This window comes from Salinibacter sp. (assembly GCF_036626415.1).
Taxonomy (GTDB): domain Bacteria; phylum Bacteroidota; class Rhodothermia; order Rhodothermales; family Salinibacteraceae; genus Salinibacter.
This window is the reverse complement of sequence record NZ_JAZKRW010000005.1, coordinates 18,140-32,545: the sequence shown is the minus strand read 5'-3', so window position 1 is coordinate 32,545 and position 14,406 is coordinate 18,140. Positions and strand designations below refer to the sequence as shown.

Sequence of the window (14,406 nt, the reverse complement as noted above, 5' to 3'; positions counted from 1 at the left end):
CGGCACCTACGGATTCAAGACACGCTGCTCAGTGACGATCGTCGTCACGGGCACGTCGTGAGACGTGTTCGGCAGGGAGGAGGCCACGCAGGCCTCATATGCCAGTGCAACGCGGGGACTCGCAACCGATTGGAGGAAGGCGTCGTAGTATCCCGACCCATGCCCGATTCGATGGCCGTTTTTCCCCACCCCCAGGGCCGGCACGACGATCACATCAATGAGGTCGGGAGACACCAACTCAGTCTGTACGGGTTCTTGAATGGCCCACCGGTTGGGGGCCAGCGACTGTGGGCCGCCGTAGCGGCGATGTTCGAGGGTCGGCGTGTCGGGGTCAAAACTTGTAACGACCGGCAGCACCACCTCCGCGTGCCGCCCCCGAAGCGCTGCGATGAGCGGGCGCGTATCCACTTCGCGCTGGGCTGTGAGGGGCCAGTATGTGTGCACGACCTGTGCCCCGGCCCGGGCCAGCACCCCAAGGGCGCGGTGGACAATCAAGCTGCTCCGGGCCCGATACGAGCGGAGCGACAGCGAGCGACGATAGGCCCGAAACTGGTGCCGCCATTGGTCTTTGGACTGAGAGGGCATAAAGCCGGAAACCAAGAGAACGCCGACGGTGCGTCATGGTACCAAGGGTGGCTTCGTTGTATCAATGCGCCGCCATCTCAAAACGATCCGTGTCCATCGCACTGAGAAGCGTCTGCCGGAGGAAAAATGTTACAGCGGTCTCGGCGGCCCGTAGATGGGGGTGGCGAATTATGGATGAACACCTCCATCCCAATGGATCGAATCGTTGCGCTCAATCCGTATAGGAATCGGTTGAGTTGCTGATTCAGAACACAGTTTCCTCCGACAGGTTAATCTCCGTCTGCCCCCCGCAAGGCGTGGCTGAGCCTGCCGTCGTACTCCCACGAAGAGCCCCGGTCTCGACACTGACGAGACGAGTTGACGCACACCGCCATGTTTGAAGGATTGTCCCAAAAGCTCGAGAGTGCCCTGCAGTCCGTTACGGGCCAGGGCCGTATCGATGAGGTCAACGTTGCCGAGACGATGCGGGAAATTCGGCGTGCGTTGCTAAACGCAGACGTCAATTATCAGGTTGCGAAGGAATTCACCGCAAACGTCAAAGAGGAGGCCACGGGAGAAGATGTTCTGACGTCCGTGACGCCGGGGGAGCAGTTGACGAAGATCATGCACGACGAGTTGACCCGGGTGCTGGGAGGTGAGCACGAGGGCATCGAGATGGCGGAGACGCCGCCCACCGTGATTTTGGTTGCTGGCCTTCAGGGCTCCGGGAAGACCACCTTCTGTGCGAAATTGGCCCGCCACTTTCGCAAGGAAGGGCATGCGCCGCTTCTGGCTGCGTCGGATGTCTACCGCCCCGCCGCGGTCGACCAGCTCAAGACGCTGGCCGATCAGGTCAACGCGCCCGTCTACTCGGTCGAAGAGAACGGCGAGATTGTCGAGGATGCCGTGCGCGTCGCGGACGAGGCAGTCACGGAGGCTCAGAACACCGCCCGCGACGTCGTCATCATCGACACGGCGGGACGCATGCACATCGACGAGGCGATGATGCAGGAGGTGGAAGACATCAAGACAACCGTGGAGCCGAACGAAACCCTGTTCGTCGTCGACAGCATGACCGGCCAGGACGCGGTGAACACGGCCAAAGAGTTTAACGAGCGCATTGACTACGACGGGGTCGTCCTCTCAAAACTCGACGGGGACACGCGTGGCGGCGCGGCCCTCTCGATCCGGACGGTGGTCGACAAGCCGATCAAGTTTGCCTCCACCGGCGAGAAGCTCGACGCGCTCACGCCGTTCTACCCGGACCGCATGGCCCAGCGCATTCTGGGCATGGGCGACGTGGTCTCGTTCGTGGAGCGCGCCCAGGAGCAGTACGACGAGCAGGAGGCCGAGCGCCTGCAAGAGAAGATTCGCTCCGAAGAGTTTGACCTCCAGGACTTTTACGATCAGCTCCAGCGGATCCAAAAGATGGGCTCCATCAAGGAGCTCATGGGCATGATCCCGGGCGTCGGATCTAAGATCCGAGACCTCGACATCGACGAGGAGGCCTTCACGCACATTGAGGCCATCATTCAGTCGATGACCCCGGAAGAGCGAGCCCACCCGGACATTCTGAACGGCACCCGCCGGCGTCGCATCGCACGGGGCAGCGGCAATGAGGTCCGGGACGTAAACCAGCTGGTCAGCCAGTTCGAAGAGATGAAGGACATGATGAAGACGATGCAGAAGATGACGAGCAAGGGGCAGGATGTGGACATCTCGAGCCTTATGGATCAGATTACCGGCGGCGACGGGGGCCAGCGCCGCAGCCCACGCTAGGGAGGGACGTATGGATACGGCCGCTTGCGCACCTTTCACGATTGTTGAACTGAACACACCCGAACGAACACGTGTCTGTTAAGCTTCGACTGCGCCGCATTGGGCGCAAAAAGGTTCCGGTCTATTCGATCGTCGCCGCCGACCAGCGCAATGCGCGGGACGGCCGCTACATCGAAGACATCGGCCGCTATTTTCCGCTTCGCGAACCCGCTGAGGTGCGACTGGAGGAAGACCGCGCCCTCTACTGGCTCGAAAATGGGGCGCAGCCGAGCGATACGGTGCGCTCCATTCTGCGCCGCCGGGGCCTTCTGCTCCACCACCACCTGAAGAAGAAGGGCGAGTCGCCGGACAAGATCGAGACGGCCGTCGAAGAATTTCGGGAGCGCATGGCCGAAAAGGGCGAAGAGGTCAAGATTGCCGTGGGGGCGCGCGGAAAAGACCCCCTGGAGCGCGAGCGCGAGCGGGCCGAAGAGATCGACGAAGAAGCCCAGCTTCGCGCCCAGGCCACGCCCTTGTCGGTCGTGCAGGAAGAAGCTGAGGCCGAACAGGGCGAAGACACATCCGCTGAAGGAGACGACACAGAAGCCGAGGCGGAGGCCCCTGACGCGGACGCGTCCGAACCGGAAGAGCCGGAGGCTGCGGCCGACGATTCCGACGAAGCGGACGAGGACGACGAAGAACCCAAAGACGAGTAGCCTCACGTAGGGGCCCGAGCGCCCCCCTGTACCATGCCGCCCTCGACGGCTTCCACACCGGACGACCCGGCAGACCCGGACCCGAAGTTTGCGGACGTTTCGCCAACCGACCTCGTGAAGGTCGGCTTCGTCTTCCGGCCCCACGGCCTGGAGGGGGAGCTCAAGGTCGACCCCTCGGCGACGGACGACCCGGCCCGGTTTGAAACGCTGCCTGCGGTCTTTCTGGGGGCCCAGCCCCACCGGGTTACGCGGCACGCCGTCCTTTCGGTGCGCTACCAGCAGACCAAGCGCGGCACGACGGTCATCTTGGGGCTGGAGGGCATCGCGGACCGGGATGCTGCCGAGACGGTGGCCAAGATGGACGTGTTCGCAACCGAGGCGGCCCTGGGACTGGAGGACGATGAGCTTTTTGCCGATGATTTGGTGGGCTGGACGGTTGTGACGGAGGACGGGTCGGTGCAGGGCACCGTCGCCAATTTTATGGAGATGCCCGCGCAAGACCTCTTCGTGGTCCGGACCCCCGGCGACGCGGAGGCAATGATCCCAGCCATCGACGACTTCATTGTCGAGATTGACGAAGAGGCGGAGCGGATCGTCGTCCGTCCCATCGACGGACTGATGGATGCGTAGGCCGCCGCCTTGCTGCCAGCACGTGTTGACGACCGACGCAGACCGGATATGCCCGGGGCCATTCGTATTGACATAGTGACTGCTCTGCCGGCGCTCGTGGAGGAGCCTCTGCAGCACAGCATCCTCAAGCGGGCGCAGGAGGCGGAGGTGGCAACCCTCCACGTGCACGATCTTCGCGGGTACGCCACCGGCAAACACCGTCAGATTGACGATCGTCCGTACGGCGGAGGCGGCGGCATGGTGCTGAAGCCCGAGCCGCTGTTTCGGGCCGTGGAGGCGATCGAAGAGGACGTCGGGGCGGCCGATGACATCATTTATCTCACGCCCGACGGCGACCGGCTCGATCAGCCGATGGCGAACGGCTTCTCCATGCAGGATCATCTCATCCTGATTGCGGGACACTACAAAGGGATCGATCAGCGGGTTCGAGACGCTCTGGTCTCGCGTGAGGTGTCAATCGGTGATGTCGTGCTCAGCGGGGGGGAGTTGCCGGCACTGATGCTGGTCGATGCGATTGTCCGCCTTGTGCCGGGCGCCCTCGGCGACAGCGCCTCGGCCCTCACGGATGCCTTTCAGGACGGCCTGCTCGGCGCCCCCGTGTACACGCGCCCGGCAGAGTTTCGGGGGCGAGAGGTGCCGTCGGTGCTTCGTTCGGGAGACCATCGGGCCATTGCACGCTGGCGAGACGAGAAGCGGCTTGAAAAGACCCGTGACCGACGGCCCGACCTCCTTCCGGACACTACAGATTCTCTCGAGGCGTCCTCGTAGTACCTGCACGTCTCTCGTTTTGACCGACCATTTTGTTTCACCCAACAACAGACCTTTGCCATGGCTACTGATCTCATGAGCGTCGTCGAGGCGACGCAACTTCGCGACGACGTGCCAGACTTTGATGCCGGCGACACCGTTAACGTCCACCTGCGCGTGGTCGAGGGCGAGAAGGAGCGCATCCAGCAGTTTGAAGGGGTATGCCTCTCGCGCCGCGGCTCCGGCCCGAACGAGACCTTCACGGCCCGCAAGGTGTCCGAAGGTGTGGGGGTCGAGCGCATTTTCCCAGTTCACTCCCCGCGGGTGGCCAAGATTGAGGTCGTCCGCCGCGGGTCCGTGAACCGGTCGAAGCTCTTTTACCTGCGGGGCCTCTCGGGAAAGGACGCCCGGATTCAGGAGCAGATTCGGGACGAGTAGACACGCGGCGTGGGGCCCTTCGCGCACACCCGCCTTCGTAGCTCTCGGATTGAGCCTTCGACCTCATGGACCTTGCGATTTGGGACTATCCCCCCGCGGAGTTTTTGGTGTCGGGCTTTACGTCCGGCGCCGTGACGAACCCGTTCCGTATCACGCGGCATCGTCCTGAGCAGTGCGCGGCGATGCTGGTCGAAGACGAGGTGGACGTGGCCTTGATGCCTACGATGCTGGCCCTGCAAGCCAGTAAGGCCATCGATGTGCTCCCGAGTGTGGGCCTCGTTTCGTGGCGCTACCCGTATGCACGGCTCGTGTGGAAGGGCGGGCTGCACGACTTTCCGAAGACGATTGCCTACGACCGGCGCGTCGCACAAGAGCGCATCGCCACCCGGATCGTTCTGCATGAGCATTACCAGGTGGATCCCACGTTTGTCCCCTACGACGACCGTTCCCCGCAGGCGCTGCTCGATACTGACGAGGACGCGGCGCTGCTCGTTGGCCCCAACATCCCGTCGCTCCAGCCGGATCCTTTCACGATGGACATCGGGCGCGAGTGGTACGAACTGTCCAACTACCCGATGGTGTGGGGGCTGTACGTTACCAAGCGGGATCAGTCAACGGACGAGATGATTGAGGCTCTCATTGCCTCGGGCGAGGCGGCCGACGAAAACCGCGACGTATGGGTGCAGGCGCAGGAGACGACCGCCTCACTGAATGAGTTTTATCGTGAGGACCTCCGCACGGGACTCGACAAGCTCGCCATTGCGAGCCTAACGGAGTTTCGAAAGTATCTCTTCTACTACGACGTGACAGAAGACGTCCCCGACCTGCCGCTCGTGTACCTCGACGAAGACGAAGAAGAAGAGGAAGAAGAGCATTGATTCATTGTCTCATTGGGTCATTGGACACTTCGTTCAGCGGCGTGTGGTTGTTGGGCGGATTCAGTCAGGTATAGGTCACTGCAGCCCCGATTCCCAAGCTGCTCAACCTGTTTGAACGTGTGCACCGTGGCCCCAATGCATAAATCACCCAATGCCTCACTGCATCAATGACCCGCCATGGCTGAAGGCACCGAGGTTGTTGTGCGCAATAAGAAGGCGCAGTTCGAGTACGACATCGAGGAGACGCTGGAGGCAGGTCTTGTCCTGGAAGGCTCCGAGGTGAAGTCGGTGCGTCAGGGCAAGGCGAGCCTGGACGGGGCGTACTGCCAGGTCGACCGCGAGGGGGAGATGAAGATCCACGGGATGTACATCAAGCCATATGAGGAGGCCGGGCCGTTTGGGCACGAGCCCCGGCGCACCCGGAAGCTCCTGCTTCACGACCAACAGATCCGCAAATGGGGCCAGATGGCCGATCAGGAGGGCTACACGATCGTCCCGCTGTCGCTCTACTTCCGCGACGGATGGGCGAAGCTAAAGATTGGGATCGCGAAGGGTCGCCAGAGGCACGACAAGCGTCAGGTCATCAAGGAGCGAGAGATGGAGCGTCGGTTGGAGCAAGAGCAGAGCGACTACAACTTCTAGGGACGGATTTTAGGGACGGAAGCAGGGGAGAGAGACAGCGCGTTGTATCATTGACGAAGAGCAAGGACACATGGCATTTCCGCCGGTCGACGAGCAGATGACGGTCCTCCGCCGCGGGGCAGAAGAGATTGTCCCGGAGGACGAGCTGGCCGACAAGCTACAGTCATCTCGGGAGGCGGATACGCCCCTGACGGTGAAGCTCGGGTGCGATCCCAGTCGTCCTGATCTTCACCTCGGGCACACGGTCGTCCTCCGCAAGCTGCGGCAGTTTCAGGACTTTGGCCACCGGGCCATTCTCATCGTGGGGGACTTTACGGGCATGATTGGCGATCCGTCCGGCCGCTCCAAGACGCGTCCTCAGCTCACCCTCGAAGAGACGCGCGAGCACGGCCAGAGCTATTACGAGCAGGCAACCCGCGTGCTCGACCCCGACAAGACGGAGATCCGGTACAACTCGGAGTGGCTCGACGAGATGCGCTTCAGCGACGTCGTCGAGCTGGCGGCCCAGCAGACGGTTGCGCAGATGCTGAAGCGAGACGATTTCAAGCAGCGTTATGAGGCCGGTCAGCCCATCAGCCTGCACGAGTTTCTGTACCCGTTGGCGCAGGCGCGCGACTCGGTCCACATCGGCGCCGACGTGGAGCTGGGCGGCACGGATCAACGCTTCAACCTGCTTCTGGCGCGCCGCCTTCAGGAGGCCAATGACCAAGAGGCGCAGGTCTGCATGATGCTCCCGCTTCTAGAGGGCACCGACGGGTCCGACAAGATGTCGAAGTCCCTCGACAACGCGATTGGCATCGCCGAGGCGCCGGCGGACATGTACGGCAAGACCATGTCGGTGCCCGACGACTTGATCTACCGGTATGTGGAGTTGGTCACCGACCTCCCGACCGAACAGCTTCCGAAGATCAAGCAGTTTGCCGAGGACAATCCGCGGCAGGCCAAGGCCCAACTTGCCCGCCGCATCGTGGAGATGTACCACGGCGAAGAGGCCGCGGACCGGGCCGAGGAGCACTTCGAGCAGACCGTGGTGGAGGGGGGGGTGCCGGACGACATGCCGGAGTACACGCCGGCGCCGGAGGACGGGGAGGAGGTCGGCCTTCTGAACCTGATGCGTCACGCCGACCTCACGGACTCCAACAGCGAGGGCCGCCGCATGATCGAGCAGGGGGCCGTCACGATCGATGGGGAGAAAGTCACCGACACCGGTCGCTACATCGATGTGTCGGCGGAGGCGCCGTTCGTGCTCCAGGTGGGCAAGCGCCGCTTTGCCCGCATTCTCTCGCCGGAAGAAACGGCGGCGTAGGCACCGGTTGGTGCAGACACTAGGTCACTTCACCACGACGATCTTCCGAGTGGCTGCGAAGCGATCGCCTGTAAAGCGCAGGAAGTAGGGGCCGCTAGAGAGTGAGCCCGTCGGCACCTGGAGGCGCTGCTCGAACCCCTCTGGCACCTTCCTGTCGTCGAGCAGCACCCGCACGCGGCGCCCAAGCATGTCGTAGAGCACGACCCGGATCTCCTGGGACTCGTTGAGGACGAACCGGGCTTCGGAGGGCGAGGCGTTTCCGCCCGTGGCAACGCCCCCCGTCTCAATCTTGATGTCATTGGTGAGGACCGCCTTCCGCTGAGGCGTGGCAATGGGAGAGCGATTGCCCGCATCGTCCTCCGCAACCACCGCAAAATAGTAACTACGTCCTGAGCGGAGCCCATCCAGCTTGTCGACCACCGCCGTTTCGGCCTGGCCGGCTTTGGACGGGAGGGGGGGAGACTCGACGCGTTGGGCCTGTCTGAGGTCGTCGGGCGTCTCGATGCGTGTCGTGTCGAAGCGGAGGTCGTACCGCTGAGCCGTTCCGGAGCGATCATCATCGCCCGTGGCTTTCCACATCAGGGTGACCTCCTGGTCGCGAGTACGCACCCTGCTGATGCGAACGTTCTCGATCGGAGCGGGGGGCGTGGCGTCGACCTGATCCGTTTGGGCGCGGCCGTCGAGCGTCTCCTGACCCGTGTTTCGGGGGTCCAGCACGTCGGCGAGCGTCGCGCCCTCAAAGTCGCCGCGCTCGAAGCCCAGGGCGAGGCGCCCGTACCAGTCGGGTTCGTCGTTGTCTTCGCCGGGGCTCCCGATTCCACACCCCGCCAGTCCTCCCGAGAGAACGCCGACAATGCGCTGTTCAGCATTGTAAAGCGGGCCCCCGGACGAGCCCCCTTCAGTCGTGCCGAGTTCCCAGTCGCCAATTCGAAGGTGGGTGTCCCCTCCGAGTTCGTCCCCGAAGCCCGTGACGCGGGGCGCATCTTCATCAAAGCTGATTCGCTTTCCGTGCCCCTGCGGATGGTGAATTGTGACGCTTTCCGTTGACGCCATCTGGGCCCGGCTCCACCCGCTGAAATAGAGGTTGTAGGCATCGGGAATTTCGTCGTCGATCTCGACAAGCGTGAGGTCTGGCTTTCCGTCAATCTGTCGCTCGTCGTGCCAGTTGCCGGAGCGCACCCGGAGGACCGCGCCGGAAGACGTTTGGTCGCCCGGGTCGTCCTCCGTGACGGTGCCGTTCTCGGCGCTGCCCAGGGAGCGGCAGGTTCGGTTCTGATAGTTCCAGTAGAAGACCATCGTGGTGGCCTCCTCCGGGGTGGAGACGCAGTGCTCGGCCGTCATGAAGTACGGCGTCCTGTCCTCCGCGGTGTTGTTGACGAGGGCCCCGGAGCACACAAAGGTCGCACCGTCCGATTCAAACGTGTACCGGCCGACCGACCGCACCTGTTCGCGCCAGGGATCGGCCTCCTCGCAGGCCACGTCGAGGTTGCAGCTTCCCGATTTGGCAGGAGCGGTGTCTCCGCGGCCGGGCAGCGAGCGGTACCCACGCACGACCTTCCCAACTCGCAGCCGCACGGCCTGTCGGCGGGCGGCGGGCACCTCCAGTTCCACGATGAGGGTCTCTCCCCGCACGAGGGGCGTCCAGTGCTGTTCTTCCGTGGCGTCGGCAGCGGTGTACGGACCGTGGACTGCCGACTCGCCTGGAGCGTGCAGATAGAGGGCGGCCCCGTCCGGAAGCTGGAACTGAGTAAAGCCAAGGCTCAAAGAGACCGCGTCCCGCGATCGGATGCGGAGGCGCCACAGCCACGCACCCGACGAGAGTCGTTCCCAGGTTCCGTGGCGCTCCGGAGAAAAGCTGGCGTCCACGGTCTTGCCGTAGCGGTACGGGCCGACTTGACCGGAGCGTGTCTGATCTTCGGCCCGAAGGGCCGCCGCGTCGACGGCCGGCACCGTTTCCATTGCGACGGCCTGAAGTGCCTGCACAGAAGCGCTCCGCTGAGAAGGGAGAATGGACCGCTCTTGGGCAAAGGCCGACGGCATTGTCCACACCGCTGCGAAGAGTGCAGCAAGCAGGAGCGTCGCTGGATGTAGGCATTTCGGCACGCTCATCCGAGGAACAGAATCTAATCTATGTTCGACTGCTCGCGCACGCGCTCATCCATGCCTGCCACCTTCTCGGCGAGATCGTCTTTGTACGCTGCCATTTGGGCACGCAGTTCCGGGTCGCCGGTGCTAAGGATCTGGACGGCCAGCAGCGCGGCGTTGTCGGCGGCGTTGATGGCGACGGACCCGACCGGCACGCCGCCCGGCATCTGGACGATGGAGAGGAGCGAGTCGATCCCGCTCATGGTACTGGTCTGTACGGGCACGCCGATGACGGGCAGGGGCGTGCTGGCGGCGAGCATGCCGGGCAGGTGGGCCGCCCCGCCGGCCCCGGCGATAATCACCTCGACGCCGCGCTCGTGGGCGGTCTCGGCGTACTCTTTCATGATGCCGGGGGTGCGGTGGGCGGAAAGCACGCGCATCTCATAGGACACGTCGAACCGGTCGAGTACCTCGGCGGCCTCCTCCATGACGGGCAGATCAGAGTCGCTGCCCATGGCAATGCCGACGGGGGGGGCTGAGGAAGGCATGTGGAGGGTGGAAGGATCGGTGTTCGAGTGAAAAGGAGTGGAGGCGTAATACGCTCTTGGCGCTAACAGTCGGCAGGACCCTCAAAGGCGTCGGGGCGGATCGGGGGGAGCAGTCATAGAGGGCTACAATTCAATCGCACTCGCCGCCATTTCGGCCCGCTTTCGCGTGTCGGCGCGGTCGGTGCCGAGGGCGGTCACGTGCCCCATCTTGCGGCCGGGGCGGACGTCGGGCTTGCCGTAGATGTGCGGGGTCACGCCCTCAGTGTCGAGGGCACGCGGGAGGCCGGTCGTTCGTGGGGGCGTGCCCTCGCGGCGGCCCAGCACATTTACCATCACGGCCACCGGGGTCCGCAGGGAGGCATCGCCCAGCGGCCAGTCCAGAACGGCCCGCACGTGGTTTTCGAACTGGGAGGTGGCGGCGCCCTCGATCGAGTAGTGCCCGGTATTGTGGGGACGGGGGGCGAGTTCGTTGACGAGGACACGTCCATCCGGCATTTCAAAGAGCTCCACGGCGATGAGCCCCACCCCTTCGACCGCATCGACGGCCTTTTGTGCGATGTGTCGGGCCTTCTCGGCGACGTCCTCGTCGATGTCTGCCGGGACCTCGACGGCGTGGCACCGGTGGTCGCGCTGCTCGGTATACGCCACCGGATACACGACCTGGTTCCCGCCGGGCCGCCGGGCCACCTGAACGGCAAGCTCGCAGGCGAAGTCCGCAAATGCCTCGACCATCGCGCCGTCCTCGGCGGCCAGGTCGGGCCAGGCCGCCCGGAGCTCCTCCTCGGAGGCGACCGTGGCGTTGCCGTAGCCGTCGTAGGCCTCGCGATACTGTTTGAGGAGTACCGGATAGCCGAGCGCGACCGCGGCGTCGAGGGCCTCGTCGAGGGTCTCACAGCGTGCGAACTCGGGCACCGGGCACCCGGCGTCGGCCAGGTGCTGTTTCTGCACGCCCTTGTCCTTGATGAGGGACAGGGTCTTGGTTGAGGGCCAGAGGGCCGTGTCGTCCGGCAATACCTCGGCGGCGGCGTCGGCAGGAGCCCACTCGCTCTCGACCGTCACCACGTCGCAGTCGGCTGTAAAGGGACGGAGGACGTCCGGGTCGGTCCAGTCGCCGACCTGGGTGTCGGCGTAGGGCTGCATGGGGCCGGCCTCCTTCGGGGACAACAGCCGGACATCTACACTCATGCGAACGGCCTCGGCCGCCATCATCTTGCCGAGTTGTCCACCGCCAAGGATGCCGATTGTTGGAAAGGGAGAACTCATACGAAGAAATCCGGTCGGGGCAGTCGTAGGGGGCAGGTGTGAATTGGAGGCAGGCCGCAGACGCTACGCCTCCTCCGGGTCGGTCTCTTCGGTGTCGTCCTCGCCGTGTAGAAGCTCGTCGAGGTCCTGCTCGTCGTCCACGAGCACGTCGCGAGCCTTGGTGCCATTGAACGGGCCCACGATGCCGGCCTCCTCCAGCTGATCAACAATGCGAGCGGCACGAGTGTAGCCGACCGCCAGCTTGCGCTGGAGGAGCGACACGGAGCCCTGTTGCCGCCGCACGATGACCCGGGCGGCCTCCTCAAATTTCTCGTCGGTGTCCTCCACGCCCAGGGTCTCGTCCGGGCCGTGCCCGGCGTCCTGCAGCGAGGGCAACGTGTAGGCCGTGACGCCGGGTTGATCGGCCACGTAGTCCACGACCGTCTCGACCTCCTCCACGCTCACGAACGGGCCCTGAAGGCGATCCAGATTGCTGCCACTCAGGAAGAGCATGTCTCCGTTCCCGACGAGGTCCTCGGCGCCGCCCTGGTCCAGTATGGTGCGTGAGTCGACCTGGGAGGCCACCTCGAAGGCGATGCGAGATGGAAAGTTGGCCTTGATGACGCCCGTCACCACATCGACCGACGGCCGTTGGGTGGCCAGAATCAGATGGATGCCGACGGCACGGGCCATCTGGGCGAGGCGCGAGATTGGGCCCTCCACGTCCTCGCCGGCCGCCATCATGAGATCGGCCAGCTCGTCGACGACCACCACGAGGTAGGGCATGTGGCGGTGCCCCTCGGTGGGATCCAGTTCCCCCGCCTGAAACTTCTCATTGTACCCGGTGATGTTGCGCACGCTGGCGTCCGAAAGGAGGTCGTACCGGGTTTCCATTTCTCGCTCCACGCTCTTGAGAACGCCGGAGGCCTCGTCGACGTCGGTAATGACGGTCTGGTCGATGTCCTCCGGCACCGCCACGAACTGCGTTTCGAGCCGCGTGTACTGCTGCAGCTCGATCTTCTTGGGGTCGATGATCACGAACCGCAGGTTGGCCGGATGACAGGCGTAGATAAGGCCGGTAATGATGGCGTTGAGACCTACAGATTTGCCGGAGCCCGTGGCACCGGCAATGAGCAGATGCGGCATGGTCGTCAGGTCCCCCACGTGGACCTCGCCCTCAATGGTTTTGCCAAGGGGCAGGGGCAGCTTGAGGTCGGTGTCCTGGAATTTTCGGGTCCCGATCACATCGCGGAGGCGCACCAGCTCCCGGTTTCGGTTGGGAATTTCCACACCCACGGCGGACTTGCCCGGAATGGGGGCGATCATGCGGATGCCGGGCGCCGCCATCGCCATTGCAAGGTCGTCTTCGAGCGACTTGATGCGGCTGACCTTCACGCCGGGGGCGGGGGTGAGCTCGTACCGCGTGACGGTGGGCCCCACCACGGCGTTGATCTCCTCGATCTCGATGTTGTACATGTCGAGCTTGTCGAGAAGCACCCGTTTGTTCTCTTCTAGCTCTTCACGGTCGATGGTGGGGTCGGTGTCCACCGATGCGTCGAGGAGGTCGAGCGAGGGTGGGTCGTACTGGAAGTCCTCGGGCAGCTCTGCAGTTCGCTCAATTTCGTCGGTCGTCTCCTCTTCGACCTGCTCTTGAATCGTCATCGAGACATCGTCGCCGGGCTCGTCGTGCTCCGGAGCGGCTTCTTCGACCCCGGAAGGCGTTGACTCGTCGGGAGAAGACGGGTCCGGGGCCGAAGAGGATGGGGCTGTCTTCGAGGGCGTGGTTCCGGGGTCGGGGGGGTCTGCAGACGCCGCCTCGGATGTGCCTTCGATCGGATCGTCGGACGCTTGGGTGGGGGAGCCGGACGTCGGGGCTGGAGAGCCTGCATCGTCTTTGGCGGCAGGACGGGCGGACTCGCCTCCCGGGCGAAACAGGTCGTTCCGACGAACGGACGGGCCTTCTGCCACGGCGTCGTCGGGGCGGCTTGGCGGCGACGCAGCGGGGGGCGAGGAGGGAGGGGCGGGTCGGTCCGAAACGGCTCCTGCGGCGGGGTCGGACGAAGCGGGCGGGGCAGACGCGGCAGAATCGGGCCCCGAAGAGGACTCCGTTGGTGTGGTGCGGGCCCGGGCTTGCACCCACTGGTCTTTGACGTAGGCCCCGGCGGCGGAGACGCCCGCCACGAGTGCGTGAGCGGCTTCGATGACGCGGTCTACGGTGCGCTGAATGTCGTGGTCGACCACGAGCAGGAGCAGGACCGCTCCGGCGAGGAGGAGGAGGATGAAGGAGCCGACCTGACCAAGCATGTTCTGCATCCAGCCGGCCGTGCCGATCCCGACGTATCCGGCCCAGGCCTGGAGGGGGGCGTCGCCCGAGTGGTGGACCCACCCGACGAAGCAGGAAAGTACGAAGGCGGACAGGACTGTGAGGAGGGACGGGTAGAGAAGCCGACGCAGCGATGCATGGCGAAAGATTGCGTAGCCCCACACCATGAGCAGGCCGCTCAAGAGAAGCACGCCGTAGCCGATGAAGCCGGGCACGAAGGCCTCTGCGAGGTGGGCGCCAAGGAGCCCAAGCACGTTCTGGACAGGCCCGTTGGACTGAGTGCTCTGGGGATTGAGAACGACTTCGGACCACTCCGCTGAACGAAGGACAACGGTGTCGTCGGGGTGGTAGCTGGCAAAGGCGAGCGACACCAACAAGGCGAGCACCATCAGCACCAGCCCAAATATCTCCACCTTCCGACGCGGAGAGATCAGAAAGGCCTCCTCCGCACTCGTGTCGGAGTTCGAGGCAGCCATACGACTGAACAGACTAGGTGCAGAAAAGGAGACGCGTCGCCCTGAGTAGGATC

The 14,406-nt window shown here is 64.1% G+C and carries 13 protein-coding genes; 8 read left to right on the top strand and 5 right to left on the bottom strand.

Annotated elements, in window-relative coordinates:
* Nucleotides 1–6: 6 nt before the first annotated feature.
* Nucleotides 7–585 (bottom strand): 5-formyltetrahydrofolate cyclo-ligase, encoded by a 579-nt coding sequence (locus tag V5A20_RS01535; RefSeq protein WP_332314732.1) that lies wholly within the window; start codon nucleotides 583–585, stop codon nucleotides 7–9.
* A 372-nt stretch (nucleotides 586–957) separates the two neighbouring features.
* Between V5A20_RS01535 and ffh the strand changes: the two genes are divergently transcribed.
* The 8 genes from ffh to tyrS all read left to right on the top strand — a co-directional run bounded on the left by ffh (nucleotide 958) and on the right by tyrS (nucleotide 7,679).
* Nucleotides 958–2,343 (top strand): signal recognition particle protein, encoded by a 1,386-nt coding sequence (gene ffh, locus V5A20_RS01530; protein ID WP_332314733.1) that lies wholly within the window; start codon nucleotides 958–960, stop codon nucleotides 2,341–2,343.
* A gap of 71 nt (nucleotides 2,344–2,414) precedes the next feature.
* Nucleotides 2,415–3,038, top strand: a complete 624-nt coding sequence (gene rpsP / locus V5A20_RS01525; protein WP_332314734.1) for a 30S ribosomal protein S16 — start codon at nucleotides 2,415–2,417, stop codon at nucleotides 3,036–3,038.
* A 33-nt stretch (nucleotides 3,039–3,071) separates the two neighbouring features.
* Nucleotides 3,072–3,668 (top strand): ribosome maturation factor RimM, encoded by a 597-nt coding sequence (rimM, locus tag V5A20_RS01520; protein ID WP_332314735.1) that lies wholly within the window; start codon nucleotides 3,072–3,074, stop codon nucleotides 3,666–3,668.
* Nucleotides 3,669–3,716: 48 nt separating this feature from the next.
* Complete coding sequence (gene trmD, locus V5A20_RS01515) at nucleotides 3,717–4,436, top strand: tRNA (guanosine(37)-N1)-methyltransferase TrmD (RefSeq protein ID WP_332314736.1); 720 nt, start codon at nucleotides 3,717–3,719, stop codon at nucleotides 4,434–4,436.
* Nucleotides 4,437–4,496: 60 nt separating this feature from the next.
* Nucleotides 4,497–4,853 (top strand): 50S ribosomal protein L19, encoded by a 357-nt coding sequence (gene rplS / locus V5A20_RS01510; protein ID WP_332314737.1) that lies wholly within the window; start codon nucleotides 4,497–4,499, stop codon nucleotides 4,851–4,853.
* Nucleotides 4,854–4,918: 65 nt separating this feature from the next.
* Nucleotides 4,919–5,731 carry an MqnA/MqnD/SBP family protein gene (locus tag V5A20_RS01505; RefSeq protein WP_332314738.1) on the top strand — a complete coding sequence of 271 codons (813 nt, stop codon included), beginning with the start codon at nucleotides 4,919–4,921 and terminating at the stop codon, nucleotides 5,729–5,731.
* A gap of 177 nt (nucleotides 5,732–5,908) precedes the next feature.
* Complete coding sequence (gene smpB, locus V5A20_RS01500) at nucleotides 5,909–6,373, top strand: SsrA-binding protein SmpB (protein WP_332314739.1); 465 nt, start codon at nucleotides 5,909–5,911, stop codon at nucleotides 6,371–6,373.
* 70 nt (nucleotides 6,374–6,443) lie between these two features.
* On the top strand, nucleotides 6,444–7,679 hold the full coding sequence (tyrS, locus tag V5A20_RS01495) for a tyrosine--tRNA ligase (protein WP_332326580.1): 1,236 nt from the start codon (nucleotides 6,444–6,446) through the stop codon (nucleotides 7,677–7,679).
* A gap of 24 nt (nucleotides 7,680–7,703) precedes the next feature.
* Here the strand turns inward: tyrS and V5A20_RS01490 are convergent, their stop codons facing one another.
* The 4 genes from V5A20_RS01490 to V5A20_RS01475 form a co-directional block, all read right to left on the bottom strand.
* On the bottom strand, nucleotides 7,704–9,719 hold the full coding sequence (locus tag V5A20_RS01490) for a trypsin-like peptidase domain-containing protein (RefSeq protein ID WP_332326579.1): 2,016 nt from the start codon (nucleotides 9,717–9,719) through the stop codon (nucleotides 7,704–7,706).
* Nucleotides 9,720–9,802: 83 nt separating this feature from the next.
* Nucleotides 9,803–10,312, bottom strand: a complete 510-nt coding sequence (gene purE, locus V5A20_RS01485; RefSeq protein WP_332314742.1) for a 5-(carboxyamino)imidazole ribonucleotide mutase — start codon at nucleotides 10,310–10,312, stop codon at nucleotides 9,803–9,805.
* Between the two features lie 123 nt (nucleotides 10,313–10,435).
* Nucleotides 10,436–11,575, bottom strand: coding sequence for a 5-(carboxyamino)imidazole ribonucleotide synthase (locus V5A20_RS01480; RefSeq protein WP_332314743.1), 1,140 nt, complete (start codon nucleotides 11,573–11,575; stop codon nucleotides 10,436–10,438).
* 63 nt (nucleotides 11,576–11,638) lie between these two features.
* Nucleotides 11,639–14,353: an FtsK/SpoIIIE family DNA translocase gene (locus tag V5A20_RS01475; RefSeq protein ID WP_332314744.1), complete on the bottom strand. Its 2,715-nt coding sequence runs from the start codon at nucleotides 14,351–14,353 to the stop codon at nucleotides 11,639–11,641.
* Between the last annotated feature and the right edge of the window lie 53 nt (nucleotides 14,354–14,406).